The 25,730-nt window shown below is 61.5% G+C and carries 22 protein-coding genes; 18 read left to right on the forward strand and 4 right to left on the reverse strand.

Annotated elements, in window-relative coordinates; translation table 11 throughout:
• The first annotated feature begins 1 nt into the window (after position 1).
• The 14 genes from urtC to ureG all read left to right on the forward strand — a co-directional run bounded on the left by urtC (position 2) and on the right by ureG (position 15,679).
• Positions 2-1,198: an urea ABC transporter permease subunit UrtC gene (gene urtC / locus GH665_RS16640; protein ID WP_153136768.1), complete on the forward strand. Its 1,197-nt coding sequence runs from the start codon at positions 2-4 to the stop codon at positions 1,196-1,198.
• Positions 1,195-2,058 carry an urea ABC transporter ATP-binding protein UrtD gene (urtD, locus tag GH665_RS16645; protein ID WP_153136769.1) on the forward strand — a complete coding sequence of 288 codons (864 nt, stop codon included), beginning with the start codon at positions 1,195-1,197 and terminating at the stop codon, positions 2,056-2,058. Before urtC ends, urtD begins: the two co-directional genes overlap by 4 nt.
• Before the next feature lie 658 nt (positions 2,059-2,716).
• Positions 2,717-3,787, forward strand: coding sequence for an IS30 family transposase (locus GH665_RS16650; protein ID WP_153135631.1), 1,071 nt, complete (start codon positions 2,717-2,719; stop codon positions 3,785-3,787).
• Positions 3,788-3,956: 169 nt separating this feature from the next.
• A complete protein-coding gene (urtE, locus tag GH665_RS16655; protein ID WP_028199808.1) occupies positions 3,957-4,649 on the forward strand; it encodes an urea ABC transporter ATP-binding subunit UrtE in 693 nt (230 codons plus the stop codon).
• 164 nt (positions 4,650-4,813) lie between these two features.
• Positions 4,814-5,695 (forward strand): urease accessory protein UreD, encoded by an 882-nt coding sequence (locus GH665_RS16660; protein WP_153136770.1) that lies wholly within the window; start codon positions 4,814-4,816, stop codon positions 5,693-5,695.
• Between the two features lie 652 nt (positions 5,696-6,347).
• The gene (locus GH665_RS16665; RefSeq protein ID WP_167530953.1) at positions 6,348-8,204 is read left to right on the forward strand and encodes a S8 family serine peptidase; all 1,857 of its coding nucleotides are present in this window, start codon (positions 6,348-6,350) and stop codon (positions 8,202-8,204) included.
• Between the two features lie 85 nt (positions 8,205-8,289).
• Positions 8,290-10,119, forward strand: a complete 1,830-nt coding sequence (locus GH665_RS16670; protein ID WP_246216229.1) for a tetratricopeptide repeat protein — start codon at positions 8,290-8,292, stop codon at positions 10,117-10,119.
• Positions 10,120-10,327: 208 nt separating this feature from the next.
• Entirely contained in the window at positions 10,328-11,131 is an 804-nt protein-coding gene (locus tag GH665_RS16675; protein ID WP_153136772.1) for a transporter substrate-binding domain-containing protein, read from the forward strand.
• Positions 11,132-11,294: 163 nt separating this feature from the next.
• Complete coding sequence (gene ureA / locus GH665_RS16680; protein WP_054041799.1) at positions 11,295-11,597, forward strand: urease subunit gamma; 303 nt, start codon at positions 11,295-11,297, stop codon at positions 11,595-11,597.
• Positions 11,598-11,629: 32 nt separating this feature from the next.
• Positions 11,630-11,935 carry an urease subunit beta gene (locus GH665_RS16685; RefSeq protein WP_046566532.1) on the forward strand — a complete coding sequence of 102 codons (306 nt, stop codon included), beginning with the start codon at positions 11,630-11,632 and terminating at the stop codon, positions 11,933-11,935.
• 52 nt (positions 11,936-11,987) lie between these two features.
• On the forward strand, positions 11,988-13,694 hold the full coding sequence (gene ureC, locus GH665_RS16690) for an urease subunit alpha (RefSeq protein WP_153136773.1): 1,707 nt from the start codon (positions 11,988-11,990) through the stop codon (positions 13,692-13,694).
• Between the two features lie 2 nt (positions 13,695-13,696).
• Positions 13,697-14,347 (forward strand): urease accessory protein UreE, encoded by a 651-nt coding sequence (gene ureE / locus GH665_RS16695; RefSeq protein WP_153136774.1) that lies wholly within the window; start codon positions 13,697-13,699, stop codon positions 14,345-14,347.
• On the forward strand, positions 14,334-15,014 hold the full coding sequence (locus GH665_RS16700; RefSeq protein WP_153138530.1) for an urease accessory protein UreF: 681 nt from the start codon (positions 14,334-14,336) through the stop codon (positions 15,012-15,014). The genes ureE and GH665_RS16700 overlap by 14 nt, the downstream gene beginning before the upstream one ends.
• Before the next feature lie 11 nt (positions 15,015-15,025).
• A complete protein-coding gene (ureG, locus tag GH665_RS16705; RefSeq protein ID WP_153136775.1) occupies positions 15,026-15,679 on the forward strand; it encodes an urease accessory protein UreG in 654 nt (217 codons plus the stop codon).
• A 21-nt stretch (positions 15,680-15,700) separates the two neighbouring features.
• On the opposite strand, the gene waaA is transcribed toward ureG, so the two are convergent.
• The 4 genes from waaA to GH665_RS16725 all read right to left on the reverse strand — a co-directional run bounded on the left by waaA (position 15,701) and on the right by GH665_RS16725 (position 20,587).
• Entirely contained in the window at positions 15,701-17,014 is a 1,314-nt protein-coding gene (gene waaA / locus GH665_RS16710; protein WP_153136776.1) for a lipid IV(A) 3-deoxy-D-manno-octulosonic acid transferase, read from the reverse strand.
• Positions 17,015-17,090: 76 nt separating this feature from the next.
• A complete protein-coding gene (gene kdoO / locus GH665_RS16715) occupies positions 17,091-17,975 on the reverse strand; it encodes a Kdo hydroxylase KdoO (RefSeq protein WP_153136777.1) in 885 nt (294 codons plus the stop codon).
• A 53-nt stretch (positions 17,976-18,028) separates the two neighbouring features.
• A complete protein-coding gene (waaC, locus tag GH665_RS16720; RefSeq protein WP_153136778.1) occupies positions 18,029-19,030 on the reverse strand; it encodes a lipopolysaccharide heptosyltransferase I in 1,002 nt (333 codons plus the stop codon).
• A gap of 162 nt (positions 19,031-19,192) precedes the next feature.
• On the reverse strand, positions 19,193-20,587 hold the full coding sequence (locus GH665_RS16725; protein WP_153136780.1) for a phosphomannomutase/phosphoglucomutase: 1,395 nt from the start codon (positions 20,585-20,587) through the stop codon (positions 19,193-19,195).
• A 304-nt stretch (positions 20,588-20,891) separates the two neighbouring features.
• On the opposite strand from GH665_RS16725, the gene GH665_RS16730 reads away from it, so the two are divergent.
• Genes GH665_RS16730 through galE form a run of 4 tightly spaced genes read left to right on the forward strand, consistent with a single transcriptional unit; the run spans position 20,892 to position 25,214 of the window.
• The gene (locus GH665_RS16730) at positions 20,892-22,154 is read left to right on the forward strand and encodes an oligosaccharide flippase family protein (protein WP_153136782.1); all 1,263 of its coding nucleotides are present in this window, start codon (positions 20,892-20,894) and stop codon (positions 22,152-22,154) included.
• Positions 22,151-22,981, forward strand: coding sequence for a glycosyltransferase (locus GH665_RS16735; protein ID WP_153136784.1), 831 nt, complete (start codon positions 22,151-22,153; stop codon positions 22,979-22,981). The genes GH665_RS16730 and GH665_RS16735 overlap by 4 nt, the downstream gene beginning before the upstream one ends.
• A 49-nt stretch (positions 22,982-23,030) precedes the next feature.
• Positions 23,031-24,179: a glycosyltransferase family 4 protein gene (locus tag GH665_RS16740; RefSeq protein ID WP_153136786.1), complete on the forward strand. Its 1,149-nt coding sequence runs from the start codon at positions 23,031-23,033 to the stop codon at positions 24,177-24,179.
• 12 nt (positions 24,180-24,191) lie between these two features.
• Positions 24,192-25,214, forward strand: a complete 1,023-nt coding sequence (gene galE / locus GH665_RS16745) for a UDP-glucose 4-epimerase GalE (protein WP_153136788.1) — start codon at positions 24,192-24,194, stop codon at positions 25,212-25,214.
• The last annotated feature ends 516 nt before the right edge of the window (positions 25,215-25,730 follow it).

Genomic DNA, 25,730 nt, shown 5'->3' on the forward strand with positions numbered 1-25,730 from the left:
AATGACATCCGCAACCTCATCGGCGACCTCGTCGACGCGCGTCGGCGCAGCGGGCGCTCGCGCCGCTGCCGGACGTGAAGCGCAGTCCGGTTTCGCGCTCGGCTTGCCGCCACGTCCCGCCTTGCTGTCGCGCCGTGCGTGGCTCGCGCTGATCGCGTTGATCATCGTGTTCGGCCTCGGCGTGCCCTTCGCCACCCTGGTGGTTCCGGAGACGAGCGCGTTCCATCTGTCCGCGTATGCGATGACGATCACCGGCAAGTTCATGTGCTACGCGATTGCCGCGCTGGCGCTCGACCTCGTGTGGGGCTACTGCGGCATTCTGAGCCTCGGACACGCGTTGTTCTTTGCATTGGGCGGCTACGCGATCGGCATGTACCTGATGCGTTCGATCGGCCACGACGGCAAATACGGCAGCGATCTGCCCGACTTCATGGTGTTTCTCGACTGGCATCAACTGCCGTGGTACTGGCAAGGTACACAGCATCTCGGTTACGCGCTGCTGCTGGTGGTGCTGGTGCCCGCCGTTGTTGCGTGGGTGTTCGGCTTCTTCACGTTCCGTTCGCGGGTGAAGGGCGTGTACCTGTCGATCATCACGCAGGCGATGACATTTGCCGCCATGCTGCTGTTCTACCGTAACGAAACGGGCTTCGGCGGCAACAACGGCTTTACCGACTTCAAGCGCATCGGCGGTTTTCCGATTACGCACCCGGGCACGCGCACTGCGCTGCTGTTGATCACGTTCGCGGTGTTGGTCCTGGCGTTCATCGGCGCGCGGGCAATCGTCACATCGAAACTCGGCCGCGTGGTCACTGCGGTGCGTGACGGCGAAACACGCCTGATGTTCCTTGGCTACAGCCCGCTCGCGTACAAGCTGTTCGTGTGGACCGTCTCCGCCGTTTTGTGCGGGATCGCCGGGGCGTTGTACGTGCCGCAGGTCGGCATCATCAACCCGGGCGAGATGTCGCCCGGCAACTCGATCGAGATGGCGATCTGGGTTGCGGTGGGCGGACGCGGCACGTTGATCGGACCGATCATCGGCGCGTTCGCGGTGAATGGCGCGAAGAGTTTTTTTACGGCGAACTTCCCTGAGTACTGGCTGTTCTTTCTTGGTTTGATCTTCGTGCTGGTCCCGCTGTTGTTGCCGAACGGCATCATGGGGCTGATCGACATGATCACGCGCAAGAGGAATCGCTCATGAACGAAAACCCGATGGTTCCTGATCTTGCATTACCTGAAGAGCCTGCTGAACGCTCGTTGAGCGGCGTCGCGAGTATGGGGCACGCCGTGGTGCCTGGCGAGATCGATGTTTCGCACGGGACGATTCTGTACCTTGAAGACGTGACCGTGAGTTTCGATGGGTTTCGCGCGTTGAATGCGCTGAGCCTTGCGATCGATGCGGGCGAATTGCGTTGCATCATCGGGCCGAATGGCGCGGGCAAGACGACGATGATGGATGTCATCACGGGGAAGACGGAGCCGGACTCCGGCAAGATTTTTCTGGGGCAGTCGATCGATCTGACGCGGATGAATGAGCCGTCTATTGCCCGCGCAGGGATTGGGCGGAAGTTTCAGAAGCCTACGGTTTTTGAGCAACATCCTGTGTGGGAGAACCTTGAGTTGGCGATGAAGGCTGACAAGGGATGGTGGGCTTCCTTGCGTGCACGGTTAGATCGTGAGGCGCAGGCGCGGATTGAAGAGACGTTGGTTTTGATTGGGTTGGAGAGTGAAGCACGGAGGCTTGCTGGGGAGTTGTCGCATGGGCAGAAGCAGCGGCTCGAGATTGGGATGTTGTTGATGCAGCAGCCGGCGCTGCTTTTGCTTGATGAACCTGCGGCTGGTATGACTGATGACGAGACCATGCAGTTGGCTGAGTTGCTTAATCATCTGCGTGGGACGTGTTCGATGATGGTTGTCGAACATGACATGGAGTTTGTGGCTGCGTTGTCGGGGGACGCCGGGAAGGTGACGGTGATGGCCGAAGGACGGGTTCTTGCCCATGGCACTTTGGATGAGGTTAAGCGCGATGAGATGGTGGTTGAGTCTTATCTTGGGCGGTAATGGTGTTTTTTTTCTTAGCGGCGGCTTGTTTTCATGTGGGTTTGTTGGTGTTGGTCTTTTGGTCTTTTGGTCTTTTGGCCTTTCCTTGATTTGTTAGTGGTCTATTAGCGTTGCCCCTGTGCGGGGCGGCACCTACTTTTCTTTGCCTGCCGCAAAGAAAAGTAGGCAAAAGAAAGCGGCTCACACCGCCAACTCATAAGCGGGTCCCCCGCACAGCCACGATAGTGGTGCATCTGGAATCCGTGCCCCCGCACACTCCGCGCCGTTGACAAAGGACTCATCAGTTCCCACTCCGCACTGCGTGCGTCGCGGACGGGTCTGCTAGGGAAACCAGAGGGTTGCTTCGCGCAGCGCATCGGCTTCGCCTCGATGAGGCACCAATGCGCAAGCAACATGGCATTCTGGAAGTGCATCACTCCAAGTACGGCGCGCCGCGAAACGCGGCGGGTGGTGTTCTGAACTGGGTGTCGGCGCGCGCAGCGCCGCCGGAGGTATGACTGCTTTGTCACTAACGCCGAATGTGCGAGGAGACAGATTCCAGATGCACCACTACCGCGACTGCGCGGGGGACCCGCTTAAGAATTAGCGGTGTGAGCCGCTTTCTTTTGCCTGGCGGTTTCAAAATACAAGTGCAACAGCCTCAGTTAGGATGCGTTGCATGGGAAAAATATACGAACATCTGAGCGTCGAAGAGCGCGGCGTGATCTTTGCGATGAAGATGGAGAATCGCAAATCAAGCGAGATTGCGCTCGCTTTGCAGCGCTCGCGCAGCACGATCAGTCGGGAGTTGAGGCGCAATAACTGGAAGCCGAAGCACGAACGCGGCGCACTGGGCAGGCCGCCGGTTGCGGGTGGATACAATGCAACATCGGCCGGACGCAGGGCTGCACAGCTTCGTCATAAGCCGCGTCGCGAACGCAAGCTACAGCCTGAAGGAGCCCTGTGGGCTGAAGTGCGTCAGCATCTGGACGAGTGTCACTCGCCCGAACAGATTTCTGCCGAACTCAAACGTACCCATCCAGACGAACCTGCCTTGAATGCCTCACACGAAACCATCTACAACGCCATCTACGCCATGCCGCGTGGCGAACTCAAGCGCGAGTTGGTGGGTCTGTTAAGACAGGGGCGTAGCACGCGCAAGCCGCGCACGCGAGGCGAAGACCGACGGGGCAAACTGGTCGATATGGCTAGCATCCATATCCGGCCTCCGGAGGCCAATGAGCGGCGGATTGCCGGACATTGGGAGGGGGATCTGATCAAGGGTGCGGGCAACCGTTCGGCAGTGGGCACACTGATCGATCGCAGCACGCTGTTCGTGATGCTGGTGAAGATGGAGGACAGCACCGCCGAAGCCGCGCTCAAGGCGTACAGTGCGGCGTTTGCGCCGCTCGATCCGGATTTGCTGAAGACCCTGACTTACGATCAGGGCAAGGAAATGGCGCTACACAAGAAGCTGGCCGAAACAACCGGTATCAAGGTGTATTTCTGTGATCCGCATAGTCCCTGGCAACGCGGTATCTGCGAGAACACCAATGGGTTGCTGCGCCAGTTCCTGCCGAAGGGCGTGGACCTGTCAAAGTTCACGCAGCGCGAACTCGATGCCATCGCGCTGAACCTGAATCGGCGACCTCGCAAAACACTCGGCTGGCGCCGGCCCGGCGAGGTCTTCATTGATAACTGCGCCAGACAGGGAATTGTTATCGACCCGGCTGTTGCACTTGGTATTTGAAACCGCCCCTACTTTTCTTTGCGGCAGGCAAAGAAAAGTAGGTGCCGCCCCGCACAGGGGCAACGCTAATAAACCACTAACAAATCAAGGAAAGGCCAAAAGACCAACACCCCAAACCACAACCAAACCGGAAACCGCCGAACAGGCTCCCCTCCCGAGGCCCCTCAAAATGCTAGAAGTAGAAAACCTGAACCAGTACTACGGCGGCAGCCACATCCTCCGGGATGTAAAACTCACCGTACCGGACGGCAAACTCACCGTCCTGCTAGGCCGCAACGGCGTAGGCAAAACAACGCTGCTCCGATGCCTGATGGGCGTCGTCCAGACCAGAAGCGGCTCCATTGCCTGGCGCGGCGCCCCCATCACCAAACTCCCCACCTATTCCCGCGTGGAGAAAGGCCTCGCCTACGTCCCCCAAGGCCGCGACATCTTCCCCCGCCTGACGGTAGAAGAAAACCTGCTAGTCGGCGCAGCCAGCAAAAAAGCCCCCAAAAAAATCCCGGACCGCATCTACGAATTATTCCCAGTCCTCAAGGATATGCGCAGCCGCCGCGGCGGCGACCTCTCCGGCGGTCAGCAACAACAACTCGCAATCGGCCGCGCGCTAATGAGCGATCCGCAATTGCTGATCCTCGACGAACCCACCGAAGGTATCCAACCCTCGATCATTCAGGACATCGGCCGCACACTGCGCCAGTTGGTCGAAGAAATGGGCATGACCGTGCTGCTCGTCGAACAGTATTACGACTTCGCCAAGGAAATTGCCGATCGGTACTGGGTCATGAGCCGCGGTGAAATCGTCGCCGGCGGCGAAGGAGCCAACATGGATACCGATGGCGTACGCGCACTGATCGCCGTCTGACGCGTGCGAGCAGCGCAGCGTGCTATTCTCGCCGCATCCTGTGGCAACGCGACTAGTCGTTGCCTGGCGCGCGCTGACACGCTTCGCGTTGACGCGGCTGCCAGCGCGTCAGTCGCTGCGTCCTTTACGCGCCGCCCCGCCCGTCCATTCGCACTTCCATCCGTATGTCGCTTCACGAAAACCACGTCGCACTCGCCACCGCGCAAAACACCACGCACTCGCAATGGCGCGCGCGCCTCGAACTCGGCTTCGTCAAGGACGGCGAGCGGACCACACTCAAACATCGGCGGCATGATGGTCCGTTGCGCATACAACGGCCGCTTTACCCGGAAGGCCATGCGATCTGTCATGCAGTTATCGTGCATCCGCCGGGCGGAATCGCAGGCGGCGATCATCTCGACATCGATGTGACCGTGGGCGACGGCGCGCATGCCGTCATCACCACGCCCGGGGCGACCAAGTGGTACAAGTCCAATGGCCGTGCCGCACGGCAGAATATTGCAGTGCGTGTCGGCCCGCAGGCAAAGCTCGACTGGCTGCCGCAGAACAATATCGTTTTCGATCACGCCAATGCAATGCTGGATTTTTCGCTGACGCTGGGTGAAGGCGCTACCGCGATCGGGTGGGATGCCACGCAGCTTGGGCGGCAGGCGGCCGGTGAGCGGTGGTCGGCCGGGCATTTGCGCGCGGTATCACGAATCGTTGGCGCGAATGGCGAGGCGCTGTGGCTCGAACGCGCAAGTCTTGCGGCGGAGGATTCATTGCGGGACGCGGCCCAGGGGCTTGCCGGATTTCCCGCTTACGGGACGCTGTGGGCCGTGGGGACAGCCTGCAATGACGCACTCGCTGAGGCGCTCACCGCCCAGTTGCCGTTCGACGATTCGTTGCGGGTTGCCGCTTCCTGTGTCACAGATGGCGTGTTGCTCGTGCGAGCGGTTTCGCGGTCCATGGAAATGCTGCAGCGTGCTTTGACGCAGTGCTGGCTTCAGTTGAGGCCTGTTGTGCACGGAGTCGAGGCCGTACCACTGCGAATCTGGTCGACGTGACTGCAACGGTCACACGCAACAGTCACCCCTGTTTCAGTGCGCATCTACACAACATTTCCTCGTTGACCGTCACGTGACCTCACGTCATGACGGTCACGCTTGCAGCTTGCCCTGACCGGCTTCACCAGCTTACGCAGGGTGTGTGAATCACCCTGCCCCAAGCCCTCCAGTGAAACCGGCAATCTCCCCGGTTTCACTGAAATTTCCGCAACAAAAGCAGACATGGCCGTTCACCAGCCATATTAAGCTCACATGCGCTAACTAATAGCTCAATCAAGAAAAATACCATCGGCGTAACCAACCGCCAAAGGTGGAGACCGGCTCGATCAGCACACCCACGTGCGCGACTGCAGCCAACAGAAAAACAGGGGCCATCCTTCTTCCTGCGGTACGAAGGACATTACCAATAATGAAAAAAAGATTTAACAGAACGCGGCCGGATCTGCGGCAGACGCAACTCGACCGCGCTACAACATCAAGGGCAAAAAATTTCAGAGCGGCATTGCTGGGTGCAACGTACCTGTCGTTATCACTCGCGCTAGCGGCATGCGGTGGACGCAACGATGTCGATTCCGCCGATCAGTCCATTCCCTCCGCGACAAACAGCGCGGCTACAATTGCCGATGATTCGCGCCTGCCTTCGCGAACCGCCATGATCAACACAAGCGGCATGGAAGCCGGTGCGTCGAATGACCGCTTCATCGTCAAATATCGCAACGGCACTTCTGAGCGCACGTCGCCGGAGACGGTCCAGCCGCTACTCAACGTGCACGGCAAGCGCTTTGGGATGAAGGCGCGGCATCTGCGGCGCCTCGGCGTCGGTGCGGACCTTATCGCGTCGGATCGCAAATTGACCGCTGTCGAAGCCACTGCATTCATGCGCGACATTGCGTCGAATCCCGACGTGGAATATGTCGAAGCCGACGTGTCGATGCACACGACTATGACACCGAATGACCCTGACTATGCGCCCCGGCAATGGGCCCTTCAGCAGCGTGGAAGCATGAGCAATTGGGCCGCGGGTATTCGACCTGAGCAGGCATGGGACATCAGCAACGGCTCGGGCGTGGTGATTGCCATGCTCGATAACGGCGTGACACCGCACAGCGATCTCGATACCAACATCCTGCCCGGTTACGACTTTACGGCAAGCAATCGCGGCGGGAACGGTTCGAATCCCGGTCTCGCGGAAGGGACGTGCGGCGTCACATGGCATGGCACCCACGTAGCCGGCATCCTCGCCGCGTTGACCAACAACGGCAAGGGTATGGCCGGCACGGCATGGGGTGCGAAGGTCGTACCGGTTCGGGTCCTGAACGGCTGCGGGAGCGGTTTGATGTCGGATGTGGCTGACGGCATCACGTGGGCGGCTGGAGGGGCCGTTTCCGGCGTCCCGGCGAATCCGTTTCCTGCCAGGGTCCTCAATCTCAGTCTCGGCGGCAATGGGAATTGCAGCATCACTTATCAGCAGGCAATCGATGACGCAACAGGCAGAGGCGCCTCGGTCGTGGTCGCGGCCGGCAACGACAATCTGAACGCGGGCTTCTATCAACCCGGCAACTGTCAGGGTGTCATCGTCGCATCGAGCCTTATGCCGGACGGCAGACGCGGCAACTTCGCGAACTACGGACCGGTTGTTGACATTGCCGCGCCCGGTGAGAACATCTGGTCCACCTGGAACAGCGGCGAGCGCACACCGGCTGCTGAGTCGAATGCCTACCTGAGCGGAACGTCGATGGCGGCTCCGTTTGTTTCAGGCGTTATCGCGCTTGCCCAGGCGGTCGCGCCAAAGCCGCTGACAGCGCCCGAGGTTCGCAGCCTGCTCATGCAGAACGCCCGAGCCTTCGTTGCTGGTTCCCCGGACATGCCACTGGGCGCCGGCATGCTCGACGCCACAGCAACGGTCGAAGCGGCCCGATCCGGCAAGATCCCAACAGCGGCAGATTTCCGTTGCGTGCAGAAAAAAGGCAACGTCATGCAACTGGATTGCCAGGATCTTTCCAGTAGCCGGAGCGGCACCATCGTGTCCCGCACCTGGAACTTCGGCGCCGGTGCTGACTGGACAGTGACGGATGCCCGTCACTGGGACAATCTGAATATCGAATACGCGGGCAACTACAACGTATCGTTAAAGGTCACCGACAGCAGCGGTGCAACAAGTAGTGTCGTGCGCAGGCTAGCGGTTTATGAGCCGCCCGTGCTGACGCTGAGGCCCGATCAGACCGCCAGGTTCTCGGCCAACCGATACGAAGTGTCGTTTTATTCGATCGTGGTTCCATCCGGCGTGAAGGGTCTGACCGTGGCGCTGTCAGGGGGAACAGGCACGGCCTCTCTGAAGGTGCGGCGAGACACGCCATCCCTGCTCAATCCGATCTGCGAAGGCTATATCGTCAGCGGACGCAACCAGAATTGCGCGATCAACAACCCGCAACCCGGAACGTACTACATCGCGCTGAACGCTTCCACACCGGTACAGGATGTCTCGGTGACGCCCACCTTCACCAATTGATCAAAGGGACGTAAGACCGATGCCCTTGCACGAACACAGGTGCAAGGGCACTGCATTCGCCCCCTGTTTGCCGCGAGCACTTCTTATGAACAACAGCATCCCGTCAGTCGACCGCCCGTCCGCGCTGGCGAGCATTGACGCATGCATGGCGCGCGCGGACGCTCAGTTCCGCGCACGCCGCCTGCCTGAAGCAATCTACGAATATGAACAGATCCTCAAACGGCAACCACGCCATTTGCAGGCGCTGCATCATGCCGGCATAGCCTCCTTCGAAAACGGACAGCTTGACGAGGCCGGCGAATTCTTCGACCGTGCATTGCATGTGGCTCCGCAGCGCGCCGACTTATGGGAGCAACGTGGCTTGCTTGTCGCCCTGACTGGCAACGCCATTGCGGCCGAAGCCTTCTTCCATCGCGCGCTGGCTTTCACGGATAGAAGCGCCACCATCTACGCGAATCTCGCGGACTGCCTGCGTTCGTCTCAACGTCTCGACGAAGCAATGACGTACTACGCGAAGTCGCTGGAGATCGAACCCGGCTCCCATCACGCCTTGCGCTCGCTCGCGGCAATCAGCCAACAGTCAGGACATTGCGACAAGGCCGCAAATTACTGGTTACGCGCGTGGGCCATCGATCCAACCCGCGCGGCAGACGGCGCCAAGCTTATACAAGCGTTAGGCAAGGCGGGGCGCGCCGATCTCATCGGCACCGTTGTCTCGCAGATGCGCGAGTACTTTGCTGGCAACGCCGCCGCGCTCAAGGAACTCTCATTCGCGCTGAATTGCGTTGATCGACCTGAAGATGCACTCGCTGTGGCAAAACAAGGTCTTCGCCTGGATCCGGCGAATGCATGGCTCCATCACAATGCAACTTTCGCGCTCAGCATCCTCGGTGATTTTCAGCAGATGCGAACTCACTCGATCGAAGCGGCGCGGCTCATGCCCGACAACGCGGCCATGCAATACAACCTGGCCACCACGCTGCTGCGTTTCGGCGATTTCGAAGAGGGATGGAAACGATACAAGTGGCTGGACAAGCTCGCAGAAAACGAGGCCGCAGCAGTCCCGGGCGTCCCCCAGTGGAAAGGCGAAAGTGTCGCTGGATGCGACTTCCTGCTGGTTGGCGAGCAAGGTCTGGGAGACGAACTGCAGTTTCTGCGATGTGCGGATTGGCTCCATCGACAAGGCGCAAACGTCGACGTCTGGATTCACGGCCCACTTGCGGAAGTTGCAGCTTGCGCCACGGGTGTGCGCGATGTCTACGTGACGAGGCCATCCGCACACTACCACTACTGGTGCCGCATGCTGCGGATGCCGGAGTATATGCATCTGAGCATGTCGATGCTCCCCGTCGCGATGCCTTATCTCAGCGGCACGAAACTGAAGCGACAACAATGGCAAACCCGCATCGATGCGATTTCGCCAAAGCGGCACCCAGCGCAACTGCGTATCGGCGTGGTGTGGGCCGGCAGTCCCACCCATTGCCTCGATCGTTACCGGTCCATTTCACTGGACTTGCTGAAGCCGCTTTTTTCCATCCCGGACGTGATCTGGCATTCGCTGCAAAAGGGTGCGCTTGAACGGCAGAGCGAATCCTTGGCCCTCGAATTTGACTTGCGGACGCTCGGACCGCAAATCAACGACTTCACTGACACGCTCGCGATACTCGAAACGCTCGACTTGCTGATTACGGTGGACACATCCGTGGCGCATCTCGCCGGAGCGGCAGGCTTGCCTGTATGGATGCTCATCCCCACATGCGCGGACTGGCGGTGGCTAATAGACCGGACCGACAGCCCCTGGTATCCGTCAATGCGATTGTTTCGCCAGAGCACGCCGGACGATTGGATCAGTGTGATCGAGACCGTGCGGCAGGAATTGCGACGCCATTCGCGCACGCGCGATATCGACATCTGATCCGGCGTGGCTTTCACGCTTAACCGCCGCAAAGCCATTCACGCACCAAATTGGGGATCGACAATGCCCCATCGGCGTGCCCGGACTCGATAATTGCCCCGCCCGCGCCTATCGCACCGGCATGGCACATACCTTGCGTCAAAGTCCCCCACGATGCTGCCGCACCCTGACGGCAGCCGACCGCTTTCGCCACCACCGCTCACCTGACATGACTCGACCGATTCTTCGTCCCGCGCGTCGCGCCTGGCTCGCCGCACTGCTGCTCTCGCCCGTCCTCGCCATCCATGCGCCCGTCGCTCACGCGGATACGCTCGACAGTATCGCCAAGGCAGGTGTGCTGAAAGTCGCTGTGCCGGAAGACTACCCGCCGTTCGGTTCGGTCGGCCCGGACATGAAGCCGCAAGGCTATGACATCGATACTGCCGCGATGCTGGCGAAGTCGATGAACGTGAAGCTCGAACTCGTGCCGGTCAACAGCGCGAACCGTATTCCGTATCTGCAAACGGGTAAGGTCGATCTCGTGATTTCGTCGCTCGGTAAAACGCCTGAGCGCGACAAGGTCATCGATTTTTCGACCGCCTATGCGCCTTACTACCAGGGCGTGTTCGGTCCCGCCGACATCAAGGTCACCGGCCCCGCCGACCTCACCGGCAAGACGGTCGGCGCCACGCGCGGCGCGCTCGAGGAAATCGGTCTCACGCAAATGGCGCCGAATGCGACCATCAAGCGCTTCGAAGACAACAACGCGACCATCGCCGCCTTCCTCTCGGGGCAGGTGCAATTGATCGCCGCCGGCAATATCGTCGCCGCGGCGATTCTCGCGAAAAATCCGCCGCGGCGCCCGGAACCGAAGTTCGTCATCAAGAATTCGCCGTGCTTTGTCGGCATGAACAAGAACGAGCCGCGCCTGCAACAGAAGGTCAATGCGGCAATCGCGCAAGCGAAGCAGGACGGCACGCTCAATGCAATGTCGAAGAAGTGGTTCAGCGCGCCGCTGCCGGCCGATCTGTAAGCGCGTCGTTAGCCAAAGTTGATACCGTAGCTGGCTTATCCGGCATTGCACTCGTCGTGGCTTCATCCCGTGCACCGCATGCGATCGCAGCCATGGCGCGCAGCGCCTATCATTGTCGCAGCCGGCCCAGCTCGGGACCGGCGCAACCCACCGCACACACTCAATGAAGCTGACACCTCGCGAGAAGGACAAGCTGCTGATCTTCACCGCCGCGCTGCTCGCCGAACGGCGCCGCGCCCGCGGCCTCAAACTGAATTACCCGGAAGCGATCGCGTTCATCACCGCCGCGCTGATGGAAGCGGCCCGTGACGGCAAAACGGTCGCCGAGGTCATGCACTACGGCACCACGCTGCTGACGCGCGCCGACGTGATGGAAGGCGTGCCGGAAATGATCCCCGATATCCAGGTCGAAGCCACCTTCCCCGACGGCACCAAGCTCGTCACCGTTCACCATCCGATCCCGTAACCCGTACCTCCGTACCCCGTAAAGGCAGCCTCATGATTCCCGGCGAACTCCTCATCGACGACGGCGAACACGAACTCAACGCGGGCCGCGCGACCGTCACGGTGGTCGTGTCGAATACCGGCGACCGGCCGGTGCAGATCGGCTCGCACTATCACTTCTACGAAGTGAACGAAGCGCTCTCCTTCGATCGCGAAACGGCACGCGGCTTCCGCCTGAACATCGCGGCAGGCACCGCCGTGCGCTTCGAGCCCGGCCAGGAACGCACCGTCGAACTGGTCGAACTGGCGGGCGAGCGCATCGTCTACGGCTTCAACGGCAAGGTCATGGGCAAGCTCTGATGCCTCTTCAGGCACGTGCTCTGGCCACCTTGCTCATCTCCGGACCCACACCATGACATTACGCATTGGCCGCCGCGCATACGCGGAAATGTTCGGCCCCACGACCGGCGACCGCGTGCGCCTCGCCGATACCGAGTTGCTGATCGAAGTCGAACGCGACTTCACGACCTACGGCGAGGAAGTGAAATTCGGCGGCGGCAAGGTGATTCGCGACGGCATGGGCCAGTCGCAACGCGTGCATGCCGACGTGGTCGACACGGTCGTGACGAATGCGGTGATTCTCGATCACTGGGGCATCGTCAAGGCCGACATCGGCATCAAGAACGGCCGCATCGCCGCAATCGGCAAAGCGGGCAACCCCGACATCCAGCCGAACGTGACGATCGCGATCGGCGCGTCCACCGAAGTGATCGCCGGCGAAGGTTTGATCGTGACAGCGGGCGGCATCGACACGCACATTCACTTCATCAGCCCGCAGCAGATCGAAGAAGCACTCGCGAGCGGCGTGACGACGATGCTCGGCGGCGGCACAGGCCCGGCAACGGGCACGAACGCGACAACCTGCACGCCGGGACCGTGGCATCTCGAACGCATGCTGCAGGCGGCCGATGGCTATCCGATGAATCTCGGCTTTCTCGGCAAGGGCAATGTGAGCCAGCCGCAACCGGCGCTGGAGCAGATCGCCGCCGGCGCGATCGGTTTGAAACTGCACGAAGACTGGGGCACGACGCCTGCCGCGATCGACAATTGTCTCTCCGTTGCCGACGACACCGACACGCAGGTCGCGATCCACACCGATACGCTAAACGAAGCAGGTTTCGTGGAAGCGACCGTGGCCGCGTTCAAGGGCCGCACGATTCACACGTATCACACGGAAGGCGCGGGCGGCGGCCACGCGCCGGACATCATCAAGGTCTGTGGCGAAGCGAACGTGCTGCCTTCGTCCACCAATCCGACGCGCCCGTATACGATCAACACGCTCGAAGAACATCTCGACATGCTGATGGTGTGCCACCACCTGGACCCGTCGATTGCGGAAGATATCGCGTTTGCCGAGTCGCGCATTCGTCGCGAGACCATTGCTGCCGAAGACATCCTGCATGACCTCGGCGCTTTGTCGATGCTGTCGTCGGATTCGCAGGCGATGGGCCGGGTTGGCGAAGTCATCATCCGTACATGGCAGACCGCGCACAAGATGAAAGTGCAACGCGGCGCGCTGCCTGAAGACAACGCGCGCCACGACAATTTTCGCGCAAAACGTTATGTCGCCAAGTACACGATCAACCCGGCCATCACGCACGGCATCTCGCACGAAGTCGGCTCGATCGAGCCGGGCAAGTGGGCCGATCTGGTGTTCTGGGAACCCGCGTTTTTCGGCATCAAGCCGTCGCTGATCCTGAAGGGCGGCATGATCGCAATGGCGCAGATGGGCGATCCGAACGCATCGATCCCGACGCCGCAACCGGTCCACTATCGCGAGATGTTCGCGACGCGTGGCGGTGCACTGGGTCGCACTTCCCTGACCTTCGTTTCGCAGATGGCGGCGGATGCGGGTGTCGGCGAACGCTATGGCCTGAACAAGCGTATCGTTGCAGTGAAGAACTGCCGCAACATCACGAAGGCCGACATGATTCACAACGCGTGGCGCCCGTCGATCAGCGTCGATCCGGAAACGTATCAGGTCATCGCCGACGGTCAGTTGCTGACTTGCGAGCCCGCCACGGTGCTGCCGATGGCACAACGTTACTTCCTGTTCTAAACATGCGCACTCTCGACAAACTGATCGCGCCGCATCTGAAACTGGCACCTGTGCTGGTGAAACGCGCGCCGACCTTGACGCTCGCCTTCGACGACCGTCGTAAGAGCCGTCTTGCGGCCACGCTCGATAACGGCGAAGAAGTCGCGCTGCTGCTGCCACGCGGTACCGTGTTGCGCGACGGCGATGTGCTGGTCGCCGACGACGGCGGTTTGGTGCGGGTAGTCGCCGCGCCCGAAGCGGTGCTGGTCGTCCGCGCGAAAGATGTGTTGACGCTGACGCGTGCCGCGTATCACCTCGGCAATCGTCATACGCCCGTTGAAGTCGGCGCGGATTATCTGAAGCTCGAATACGATCCGGTACTCGCCGATATGCTGAAGCGCATTGGCGCAAGCGTGGATCAGGTGTCGATGCCGTTCCAGCCGGAATCTGGCGCGTATGGCGGCGGTCACAAGCATGGTCACGACGAGACCTTCGCGGAAGACTATGCGCTCGCGCAGCAGGTGTTCGGCGAGCATCATGGGCATGAGCACTCGCACGATCATGCGCACGGCCACTCGCATGACCACGGCCACGACCACGACCATAGCAACGGCGATCACGTCCACGACGAATCGTGCGGCCACGGGCATCATCACCACCATGCGCATCGCTGAACTCACGGCGCTGTTGCATCTGGCGTCGCCGGCGCTACCGATCGGCGCGTTCAGCTACTCGCAAGGTCTTGAAGCCGCGATCGAAGCGCAACTCATCACCGACGCCGATTCCGCACGCGACTGGATCGCGAGCGGTTTGACCGACGTGCTCGCGCGTGGCGAACTACCGTTCCTCGCGCATCAGATGGAACGCTGGCGTGCGCACGACGCAGACGGCTTAAGGGAAGCGAACAGCGAATTCCTGGCGAGCCGCGAATCCGCGGAACTCAGGCGTGAGACGGAACAGATGGGTTGGTCGCTGCGGCAATTGTGCGTGTCGCTAGAATGGGGCGACGCCGAGCGGCGCGCAACGCTGACTTCGCTCAAGCCTCTGGCCCAGCCCACGGCTTTCGCCTTCGCCGCCTTCGCCCACGACGCAGCGCCGGACGCGGCGCTTGCCGCCTACGCCTTCAGCTGGGTGGAAAACCAGGCGGCCGCCGCATTGAAAGCGGTGCCGCTCGGCCAACTCGCGGGACAACGCATCATTGTCGCGTTGCGCGAGCCAATCGACGCCGCCGTCACGCACGCATTGGCCACCTCGCCCGACAACATCAACACCTTCGCGCCGCAATTAGGCATTCTGTCGGCGCGTCACGAGTCGCAGTATTCGCGCCTGTTTCGCTCATAAGAAGATCCATCATGAACGCACCTCATCACGCCGCTCACTCATCCGTTCGCACGAAGAAACTGCCGCCCTTGCGCGTGGGCGTCGGCGGTCCCGTCGGCTCGGGCAAGACCACGCTGCTCGAAATGCTCTGCAAGGCGATGCGCGAGCAGTACGACCTCGTCGCGATCACCAACGACATCTATACGAAAGAAGATCAGCGTCTATTGACCGTGGCGGGCGCATTGCCGGCGGAACGGATCATGGGCGTCGAAACGGGCGGCTGCCCGCATACGGCGATTCGTGAGGATGCATCGATCAATCTCGAAGCCGTCGACCGGATGCTGACGCGTTTTCCCGATGCGGACATCGTGTTCATCGAATCGGGCGGCGATAACCTGGCGGCCACGTTTAGCCCGGAATTGTCGGACCTGACGATCTACGTGATCGACGTGGCCGGCGGCGAGAAGATTCCGCGCAAAGGCGGCCCAGGCATCACGAAGTCGGACCTGCTGGTGATCAACAAGACCGATCTCGCCCCGATGGTTGGCGCGAATCTGGAAGTGATGGCGTCAGACGCGAAGAAAATGCGCGGCGAGCGCCCCTTCGTGATGTGCAATCTGAAGGCGCTCGACGGACTGGATGTGGTGGTGAAGTTTATCGAGAAGAAGGGGTTGTTGAAGGCTTAAAAGGCGCATTCGCGCCCTTCGTCATTCCGGCAACAACGCCATCAACACATCGACTGTGCGTGCGGTTGCGCCACGGTGACGCGCGGCAAACGCCGAAGCCGCGCCGCCCATCGCCAGCCTTCGCGCCTTGTCGCTGAACAGTTCGCGCAGCGCCCGTGCCAGATCGGCCGGATCTTGCACCTGCACCGCCGCACCCGCGGCGACAGCATCCGCCGTGGCTTGTGTGAAGTTGAACACGTGTGGCCCAATCAGCACCGGCACCCCGACCGCACAGGCCTCAATCAGATTCTGCCCGCCCAGCGGCAACAAACTCCCACCGATAAACGCCAGATCAGAGGCGGCATAGTAGGCGCCCAACTCGCCCATCGAATCGCCAAGCAGCACGGTCACGTCCGAAGGCAAAGCAGGCGCGCCGCCGCTAGCGGTCGCGGCAGCCGATGCCACGGTTGCCGCGGGCGCCCACGTCGAACGCCGCTCAAGTCGCAGACCGGCCTTCTCCACCGACGCCGCCACTTCGTTGAACCGTTGTGGATGACGCGGTACCAGGATCAGCAATGCATTGTCGATGCCCAACGCCGCGAACGCCTGCAGCACCAGTTCCTCTTCGCCTTCACGCGTACTCGCCGCGACCCACACCGGCCGCGTGCCGATCGCCGCACGCCATGCATGGCCACGCGCCGCCAGTTCCGGCGGCGTACTCATATCGAACTTCAGATTGCCGAGCACCGCGACGTTCCGCGCGCCGAGTGCGGTGAGCCGCTCCGCATCCGCCGGACTCTGCGCCAGTACCCGCGCAAAGCCTCCGAACACATCTTTCGTCGCGTGGCCGAACTTGGCCGCGCGCTTATACGAGCGCGCCGACATCCGCGCATTGGTCAGCACGAGCGGCACATCCGCGCGACGGCATTGGTCGATCAGCGTGGGCCACACTTCGGTTTCCATCACCAGCCCAAGCGACGGCCGCCACGTCCGCAAAAAGCGCTGCACCGCATGCGGCATGTCATACGGCAGATAGCTGCGCAACACGCGGTCGCCGAAAATCTGCTCGCCGGTGGCGCGGCCACTCGGCGTCATATGGGTCAGAAGAACTCGTGCGTCGGGACGCGCCTTGAGCAACGCGTCGATCAGCGGCTGCGCGGCGCGCGTCTCGCCCACCGACACCGCATGCACCCAGATCAGCGGTGCATTGTCTTCCGGCAACCGGCCGTGCGCATAGCCGAAACGCTCGGCGATATGCTCGCGATAGCCCCGCTCCTTGCGCGAACGGATCAGCAGGCGCAGCACGGCAAGCGGCGCGACGATCCACCAGAGCGCGTTATAAATCACTCTCAGCATCGGGACTCCGCACGCCCAGGCGCGAATCCGACTGCAAGCGCGAGTCTCAAAGTACGAGCGGCAAAGACAGCGGCGCTCAAACCAGCGCCCTGCCCTTCAGGCGCTCGAGAATGCCCAGCGGCGCGCATTCCGGCTGCGCCATCGCCTTGACCGGCAGGAAGAAGGTCTGCTCCAGCATGAACTGCCCGGACATCACGGCATGTGAAGTGTGGTCGGAGAAGCACACCCACACGCTACCCGGCGGAAACGGCATGGTCTGCTGCGGGCTCGACTTCTGATAGTCGAGATCGGCCTTCATGCCGTCGTGCAGGTTCAGCATCAGATGGTCGTATTCGCTGCGCGGCGATTTGGTGACGTGCAGCAGGTTCAGCAGCCACGCCGAACCCGGCATCTGCGGTTTGATGCGCGGCAGGAAGCGTTTGGCCATGTCCTCGAAGGGTTCGCCGACGCGCCATACGCGCGGCTCACCATGCGGATTGACGTTGGTGAACACGCGCAAAATGCGCTCGCCGTAATTCGGCCGCGACGGAAATGCGTCAACGTGCAAACGGCTATCGTCCTTACGCCATGACGTTTCACGCCCTTGCACCTGATGCAGCCGCAGGCTCGTTGGCGCGACGCGCAGCTTGCCGTTGTATTCGGGGAACAGCCCGTCGACGAGCGTGCGCGCATTGGACTGATAACGCGCGATCAATGCGCGCACCGCCGATTGCGTGACCGCGTCACCGGCCACGCCGTGCAACGCGCCGCCGTTCGGCTCGAGACTGATGTTCTTGCGGCTCGGATCGGCCAGTGCGGGATCGAGCAAGGCCTGTTCGCCGCCTTCGATAGCAAAGCGCAGATTCGGGAAATACAGCACTTTGCCGCGTTCCACGCCGGCCAGCAGCGTCTCGCGCGGCACGGACAGGTTGCGTCCGTGCCAGTCGGCGTTCGCTACTTCGATGATCTGGGTTTCGTTCATGGTCGCCCTTGAAAACGGATGGCGCGTAAGGCGAAGCACGCCGCGTTACAGCATTACAGCAGGCCGAAACCGGCCAGCGCGGACTTGACTTCCTGCAGCGTGGGCGGCTTGCCGGCCGTGCCGAGATTGACCACGTTCGGCGACCAGTAGCCGCCGGTACGCCACGCGGTGGCGAAATTGTACAACTCGACCGTCGGCCGCTTCAGCGCCGCCGCTATGTGCACTAGACCTGTGTCAACGCCGACTGTCGCGGCGGCGCCTTCAATCAGCCCGACCACTGCCGGCAGCGACAGCTTGGGCGGAACAATAGCCGCACCGCCGAATTCCTTCGCCAGACGCTCGCTGGTGACGCGCTCTTCCTCGCTCCCCCACGGCAGCACGATTGACGCGCCACGCCGCACCAGAGACTGGCCAAGCTCGATCCATGCGGTATCGGGCCACTGCTTGTCGGCGCGTGAGGTGGCGTGCACGAACACCACATAAGGCACCGGCAGATTCAGATTCGCCTCCGACAAGGCCAGTGCCGCGCGCCCGGTGTCGATGCCGAAATCGATGTCGTCGGTGGGTTGCGGCTGCGGATCGTCCAGCGCCGCGGCCACCAGTTGACGCGTCCGCTCGACCACATGGGTACGCGGCTCGATCGGCACGCGCTTGTCGTAGAAGAAACGCACCGGCCATTCGAAGCCGGCGCCGTCGGTGCGGTTGGCGAGGCCGACCAGCGGTCCGCGCGCCATGCTCGCGACCCACGCGGTCTTGATGAGGCCCTGGCAGTCGATCACGAGGTCGTAATTCTCAGCCGCGAGCGCGCGGCGAAACGCGCCGATCTCGCGCCAGTTGTCGACCGAGAGAATGCGTTTGCGCCAGCGTCGCAGCGACACGGGAATCGCCCGCCGCACGCCGCTGACGAGCTCCACGAGCCCCACGAAGCTTTCCTCGACAAGCCAGTCGATCTGGGCCTCGGGATGGCGGCGTCGGATGTCGGCGATCACCGGCATGTTGTGAACGACGTCGCCCAATGACGACACCCTCACGATTAGTATCTTTTGCACGCTCAAGTGTGGGAAAACCGGCTATCCGGCCCGAAAAATCGGTGAAAGGACCGCAATTCTATCGCGACAGCGGTAAATGGCATGAAAAAACGCGGCGCGGTAAGTGAAACCCGCGCCGCGTTCGACAGCGGCCGCGACTCAAGAAGAACCGCGCCGCCGCTGAAGCTCTTAGAACGGCAGCTTCGCGTCCGGCTTCTCCGCCATGATCACGCGGCGGAAGTCCTCCTGGATGCGCCTGAGCGCTTCATCGCTATCGGCTTCGAAACGCATCACCACCACCGGCGTGGTGTTCGACGAGCGCGCAAGGCCGAACCCGTCCGGGTACTCGACACGCAAGCCGTCGATCTTCACCACGTCGTCCGCGCCGGTAAACCGGGCGTTCTGCTGCAAACGCGCGATCAGTTCGAAGTTTTCGCCTTCCTCGAGCTTCAATTGCAGTTCCGGCGTGGAATTCGAGTTCGGCAGCGAGTTCAGCAGCTTGCTCGGATCGGCCACCCGCGTGAGGATTTCCAGCAGGCGTGCGCCCGTGTACAGGCCGTCGTCAAACCCGTACCAGCGGTCCTTGAAGAACACGTGGCCGCTCATTTCGCCGGCCAGCGGCGCGCCGGTTTCGCGCAGCTTCGCCTTGACCAGCGAGTGGCCGGTCTTCCACATCAGCGGTTCGCCGCCCTTGTCTTTGACCCATTTCGCAAGATTGCGCGTGCACTTCACGTCGTAAATGATCTGCGCGCCCTTGTTGCGCGACAGCACTTCTTCGGCGAACAGCATCAACTGGCGGTCCGGATAAATGATCTGGCCGTCTTTGGTGACGACGCCGAGGCGATCGCCGTCGCCATCGAACGCGAAACCGATTTCAGCGTCCGTTTCCTTCAGCGCGCGGATCACGTCCTGCAGATTCTCGGGGTGAGCCGGGTCCGGGTGATGGTTCGGGAAGTTGCCGTCGATCTCGGTGAACAGTTCGACCAGTTCGCAGCCGAGCTTTCTGAACAGCTTCGGCGCGAGGCCGCCGGCCACGCCGTTGCCGGTGTCGACCACGATCTTGATCGGGCGCGCGAGCTTGATGTCGCTCGTGATGCGATCCAGATAGGCGTCGGCGATGTCGTACTCGGTGTACGTGCCGCTACCGTCAGAAAAGTTTTCGTCGACGATGCGCTGATGCAGCGCGAGGATCTGCTCGCCGTAAATGGCCGCGCCGCGCAGAACCATCTTGAAGCCGTTGTAGTCGGGCGGATTGTGGCTGCCCGTCACGACGATGCACGAATCGACGCGACGCTCGCCGCCGTCGAGCTGCAACGGCACGCTGGCCGCGAAGTAGCCGACCGGCGTCGGTACCATGCCGACGTTGACCACGTCGACCCCTGCCGCACGCAAACCGTCCGACAGCGCCTGGATCAACTCGGGGCCCGACAGGCGTCCGTCACGCGCAACCACCACCGCGTCGCCGCCTTGCGCCCGCACTTCGCTGCCGAAGGCGCGGCCGATCGAACGCGCTGCATCAGCGTCCAGCGTCTTGCCGATTACGCCGCGAATGTCATACGCCTTGAAAATGGATTTGGAGATCATGTTGGCTCACTTGCGTGCAATGGAAAATTTTGACCGGCACATCGCCGAGGGATCGGTAAAACTACCTGTGAAACCGAACGATGCGCGCTGGCCGGAAGCGATCCGGTTCCAACTTATAATTGCGCCTTTCGGACATGCCCTAATAGACACTCATTCTAATGCTTAGACGCCCTGCTTTTGCAATGTTGCCGCGACTGCCGGCCAGGTGGGCTGTTACATATCGTGCCCTGGCGCACGTTGGGTCTCCGGCACAAGACGGGCAACCGGTGCAACGCGCGCAACCGCATGGGCGAGTGTCCACCGGATGCTGACGCTCAAGCGCTTCGCCAATCCCGACGTCACGCGCGCCTTCGCCAATATCGTCTGGCTCGGGCTGGAACGGCTCACGCAGATCGGCGTGGCGATCGTCATCAGCGGCATGCTGGCACGCTACTTCGGGCCGGACACCTTCGGCAAATGGCAGTACGCGAACACGCTGCTGCTGGTGCTTTCGCCGATCACCTGGGTGTGCGGCGCGGAGATTCTGGTTCCCACTATCGTCAACCGGCCGCCAGCCGAACTGGGCACGGTGCTCGGCAGCGCCTTCGCGCTGCGTTTCTCGGTTTCAGTCGCGGCGCTGCTGCTCACGTGGCTCGGCATCGCCCTGCACTTCTTCGACCCGCTGGTGGGCGCCATGCTCGCCGGTCTCGCGGTCACCATGCTGTTTCGCGAGCCGTTCGTCGGCGTGATCAACGCGTGGCTGCAAAGCATGACGTACAGCAAGCCGCAGTTGCTCACCAGCATGAGCACTGCGGTGCTGAAGGCCGGTTTCGTCTATCTGCTGGTGCGCGCGGCGGCCACGCCCGCGCGCTTTGGCTGGCTGTGGGCGGCCGAATCGGCGGTGATCGGCGCGGTTCTGCTGATCTATTACATCCGCCGGCACGGCGGCCAGCTCGGCTGGCGACTCGACCGCTCGCTCTTCAGGCACTTCGCGACCGCCGGCACGGTATTCTGGCTCGGCCTGATCTGTATGTATCTGTTCCTGAAACTGGACAGACTGATGCTCGAACGGGCGATTTCTTTCGCCGACCTCGGGCGCTATTCCGCCGCGCAGCAGTTGAACGAAAACTGGATCACGCTCGCGCTGATGCTCGCGCAGACGATCGCGCCCGCCTTCGTCTACCGCGTGCAGGATGCCGCGCAGTTGCGCCGCAACGTGTGGCGGCTCACGGCCATGACCGCCGCGCTGATGGTGAGCGGTGCGATCGTGCTGGATCTGCTGGCCGGCATCATCATCCGCCGCGTGTTCGGACCGGACTTTGAAGGCGCGATAGAAATTTTCCGCTGGGCTGTGTGGCTTTCCGTACCGGCCGGCATCGAAGCGATCGGCAATCTGATCGTGCTGAAATATCAGGCCAAGTTCGTCTTGCTGTCCAAATGGCTGCTGGCGCTGGCCGTCGCGTTTGTCGTCAATTTGCTGGCGATTCCGCGGCTGGGCGCGTACGGCGCGCTGGTGGGGCTCGCCGCCGGCTATCTCGCTGCCGCGTCGGTTAATCTTTATTACATTCGTTTCAAATTGCGCCCATGACGAATTCATCCGCCGCTGCGCAGTGTTCCCTCGACGACGTCGCCGTCCTGATGCCCGCGTACAACGGCCAGGCCGACGTCGATCTCACGCTGGCCTCGTTCAGCGAAAGCACGCTGGTCCATGTACTGATTGTCGACGACGGCAGCACGCCACCGATCGTCGCACCGGTGCTCGCCAACATGAAGATCGATGTGTTGCGTATGCCGCAGAACGGCGGCATCGAACGCGCATTGCAAACCGGCATCGACGCCCTTGCGCAGCGCGGCTTTCGCTACGCCGCCCGCATCGACGCGGGCGACCGCAGCGTGCCGCAACGGCTCGCCCGACAACGCGGGTTCATGGAGTCGCATCCGCAAGTGGCCGGCCTCGGCATGTGGACACAGGTCGTCACGCGTGAAGGCAAACCGCTGTTCCTGCTGACGCCGCCCGCCGAGCCGGATCAGATCCGGCGCCTGCGCTTCTTCCGGTCGTGCCTCGCGCACCCGTCGATGATGCTGCGCATCGACGCGGTCCGTGCGGTCGGCAACTATCGCGCGGCGTATCCTTCCGCCGAGGATCTCGACCTGTTCGTACGCCTGATGGAACGCTACGACTGCGCGAATCTGCCGGAACTCGGCCTTTATTACGAGTTGAACGAAGGCGGCATTAGCGCCACCAAACGGCGCCGCCAGGTCAACTCGACGCTGCGGCTGCAACTACGCTACTTCAACGCCACCAACCCGTACGACTGGCTGGGTCTCGCCAAAAATCTGCTGCACCTGGTGACGCCCTACCGCGCCTTGCAACAGGTCAAGCGCAGGCTGCTTGCACCGCGCGCGAGCCATTGATGCCGTTGCCGCCATTTATCCCGTCACCCACCGTCGAGCCCGTTCCCGCATGAAGCCTGCCCTGAAATCGACGCCCGCGCTGCGCATTACACTCGTCTGTAACACCGCCTGGGCAATCTATACGTACCGGCAAGGGCTGATCCGCATGCTGGTCGGGCGCGGCGTCGACGTCACGGTGCTCGCGCCGCACGACCGCACGTTCAAGCTGCTCACCGCGATGGGCTGCCGCTGCATCGAGTTGCCGGTGGCCTCCAAGGGCACCAGTCCGCGCGAAGACCTGCGCACGCTTTTGTCGTTGTATCGTTTGTATCGAAGCATCCGCCCGCACGTCGTGTTCCACTACACGATCAAACCGAACATTTACGGCTCGATCGCCGCGAAACTGGCGGGCGTGCAGTCGGTAGCGGTAACCACCGGGCTCGGTTACGTGTTCATCCAGCAAAGTCGCGCGGCACAGGTCGCCAAGAAACTGTACCGTTTCGCGTTCCGTTTCCCGCGCGAAATCTGGTTTCTGAACCGCGACGATCAGGCTGCGTTTGTCGAGCAGAATTTGTTGGTGCATCCTGAGCGGGCGCGTCTCCTGCACGGCGAAGGCGTCGATCTCGAACAGTTCGCCTTCACGCCGATGCCGGAGCGGGAGGTATTCAAGTTCGTGCTGATCGGGCGGCTTCTGTGGGACAAGGGTGTCGGCGAGTATGTCGAAGCCGCCCGGCGCTTGCGTGAGCGCTATCCGCAGGCCCGGTTCCAGTTGCTCGGGCCGGTCGGTGTCGACAACCCTAGCGCGATCACACGCGAAGAAGTGGCCGCGTGGGAGCAGGAAGGCATCATCGAGTACCTCGGCGAGGCGCATGACGTACGGCCCTTTATCGCCGATGCGGACTGCGTCGTCCTGCCGTCCTATCGCGAAGGCGTGCCTCGCACACTGATGGAAGCCTCCGCGATGGGCCGGCCGATTGTAACCACGGACGTGCCCGGCTGCCGCGAAGTGGTGGCGGACGGCGTCAACGGATTGCTGTGCGAAGTGCGCAATGCAGAGAGTCTCGCGGCGAAACTGGCGCAAATGCTCGATATGAGCAGTGCCGGGCGCCGTTTAATGGCTGAACGCGGTCGACAGAAAGTCGCGCAAGAGTTCGACGAACGCGTCGTCGTCGAAACATATAAAGACCTGGTGCAAAAAATGACGGGCGTTTTACTTTAACGGAGTAGCAGAATGACCACGAAGGGTACGATTCTGGTAACGGGCGGTGCAGGATTTATCGGCTCGCACACATGTGTCGAACTGCTGAACGGCGGTTACGACGTCGTGGTAATCGACAATCTCGTGAACAGCAACCGCGAATCGCTGCGGCGCGTAGAAAAGATCACCGGCAAGCCCGTGACCTTTTACGAAGCCGACGCGCGCGACGAAGCAGCGCTCAATCGCATTTTCGACGCCCACCCGATCACCGGCGCGATCCACTTTGCGGCGCTCAAGGCGGTGGGTGAATCGGTCGCCAAGCCCGTCGAGTACTACAGCAATAACGTCGGCAGTTTGCTGGCGCTGCTCGGCGTGATGCGCGATCGCAAGGTGAAGCAGTTCGTGTTCAGTTCTTCCGCAACGGTGTACGGCGTGCCAAAAAGTTCGCCGATCGACGAATCGTTTCCGCTGTCGGCCACCAATCCATATGGACAGTCCAAGCTGATCGCCGAGCAGGTTTTGCGCGATCTGGAAGTAGCAGATCCTTCCTGGCGAATTGCGACCCTGCGCTATTTCAACCCGGTTGGCGCGCATGAGAGCGGCTTGATTGGAGAAGACCCGGCCGGCATCCCCAATAATCTGATGCCATATGTGGCACAGGTCGCAGTAGGCAAACTGGAAAAGCTGCGTGTATTCGGTGGCGACTACGAGACGCCGGACGGCACCGGCGTGCGCGACTATATTCACGTTGTGGACCTCGCGCGCGGGCATCTGGCCGCACTGGATGCGCTGGTCAAGCGCGATGCCAGTTTCGTCGTGAATCTCGGAACGGGCCAGGGGTATAGCGTGATCGACGTCGTCAAGGCGTTCGAGAAGGCCGCGGGCCGGCCGGTGCCCTACGAGATCGTGGCTCGCCGCCCCGGCGACGTGGCTTCGTGTTTCGCGGATCCCGCCGCGGCGCTGGAAGTCATTGGCTGGCGTGCGGAGTATGGGATCGAGAGGATGTGCGCGGATCACTGGCGGTGGCAGTCGACCAATCCGCACGGCTTCGCCTGAATGTAGTAAAGGTCGACAGCGCAACGAGTTGCCTGGCAGGGACTCAACCGCTGTCGATTACCCGGATCTCGCACCGCTTGTGTTCCATGTCGAACAGTCTCCAGGAAGTCTGCTGTGCTCATCGGCACAGCTCGCCAATTCCAGAAAGAAAATCGGCTCGATATTGAGCCCTGTTGTTTGACCTCAATCTCCGCAATTAGCGAACTTTCCCGCTTTTATATGTCGATCTCTCCCATTTCGAGTCCGACCGGATTCGAATCGCAAAGGATCGTCAATTCAGGTTAATTCCGCCACTCGGGCGCTTTGATTCGCTTCCTTTTTGCGGATAGAACCTAATTCATTCGTACCATATTGAGAATACTTTCTTAATCATTTCGCAGGCCTATATATTTATGCGTTTTAAGTGTGCGCCATCACACAGAGCCATTGGCGCCGTGAAGACAAGATCAAACCGCAGGGGTGCCTCCATCTAGCTGAATCATTCCATCACGCCTACCAGAATCTCGCCCACGGGAA

Source organism: Paraburkholderia agricolaris, from assembly GCF_009455635.1.
GTDB classification, from domain to species: Bacteria; Pseudomonadota; Gammaproteobacteria; order Burkholderiales; family Burkholderiaceae; genus Paraburkholderia; species Paraburkholderia agricolaris.

Excerpts from the sequence above, each read along its gene's own strand:
- waaA (WP_153136776.1), bottom strand. The coding sequence starts at position 17,014 with ATGCTGAGAGTGATTTATAACGCGCTCTGGTGGATCGTCGCGCCGCTT.
- GH665_RS16730 (WP_153136782.1), top strand. The coding sequence starts at position 20,892 with ATGCTGACGCTCAAGCGCTTCGCCAATCCCGACGTCACGCGCGCCTTC.
- ureE (WP_153136774.1), top strand. The coding sequence starts at position 13,697 with ATGCGCACTCTCGACAAACTGATCGCGCCGCATCTGAAACTGGCACCT.
- GH665_RS16735 (WP_153136784.1), top strand. The coding sequence starts at position 22,151 with ATGACGAATTCATCCGCCGCTGCGCAGTGTTCCCTCGACGACGTCGCC.
- GH665_RS16675 (WP_153136772.1), top strand. The coding sequence starts at position 10,328 with ATGACTCGACCGATTCTTCGTCCCGCGCGTCGCGCCTGGCTCGCCGCA.
- urtD (WP_153136769.1), top strand. The coding sequence starts at position 1,195 with ATGAACGAAAACCCGATGGTTCCTGATCTTGCATTACCTGAAGAGCCT.
- ureG (WP_153136775.1), top strand. The coding sequence starts at position 15,026 with ATGAACGCACCTCATCACGCCGCTCACTCATCCGTTCGCACGAAGAAA.
- urtE (WP_028199808.1), top strand. The coding sequence starts at position 3,957 with ATGCTAGAAGTAGAAAACCTGAACCAGTACTACGGCGGCAGCCACATC.
- galE (WP_153136788.1), top strand. The coding sequence starts at position 24,192 with ATGACCACGAAGGGTACGATTCTGGTAACGGGCGGTGCAGGATTTATC.
- ureA (WP_054041799.1), top strand. The coding sequence starts at position 11,295 with ATGAAGCTGACACCTCGCGAGAAGGACAAGCTGCTGATCTTCACCGCC.
- GH665_RS16685 (WP_046566532.1), top strand. The coding sequence starts at position 11,630 with ATGATTCCCGGCGAACTCCTCATCGACGACGGCGAACACGAACTCAAC.
- ureC (WP_153136773.1), top strand. The coding sequence starts at position 11,988 with ATGACATTACGCATTGGCCGCCGCGCATACGCGGAAATGTTCGGCCCC.
- GH665_RS16670 (WP_246216229.1), top strand. The coding sequence starts at position 8,290 with ATGAACAACAGCATCCCGTCAGTCGACCGCCCGTCCGCGCTGGCGAGC.
- kdoO (WP_153136777.1), bottom strand. The coding sequence starts at position 17,975 with ATGAACGAAACCCAGATCATCGAAGTAGCGAACGCCGACTGGCACGGA.
- GH665_RS16740 (WP_153136786.1), top strand. The coding sequence starts at position 23,031 with ATGAAGCCTGCCCTGAAATCGACGCCCGCGCTGCGCATTACACTCGTC.
- GH665_RS16665 (WP_167530953.1), top strand. The coding sequence starts at position 6,348 with ATGATCAACACAAGCGGCATGGAAGCCGGTGCGTCGAATGACCGCTTC.
- GH665_RS16725 (WP_153136780.1), bottom strand. The coding sequence starts at position 20,587 with ATGATCTCCAAATCCATTTTCAAGGCGTATGACATTCGCGGCGTAATC.
- GH665_RS16700 (WP_153138530.1), top strand. The coding sequence starts at position 14,334 with ATGCGCATCGCTGAACTCACGGCGCTGTTGCATCTGGCGTCGCCGGCG.
- urtC (WP_153136768.1), top strand. The coding sequence starts at position 2 with ATGACATCCGCAACCTCATCGGCGACCTCGTCGACGCGCGTCGGCGCA.
- GH665_RS16650 (WP_153135631.1), top strand. The coding sequence starts at position 2,717 with ATGGGAAAAATATACGAACATCTGAGCGTCGAAGAGCGCGGCGTGATC.
- GH665_RS16660 (WP_153136770.1), top strand. The coding sequence starts at position 4,814 with ATGTCGCTTCACGAAAACCACGTCGCACTCGCCACCGCGCAAAACACC.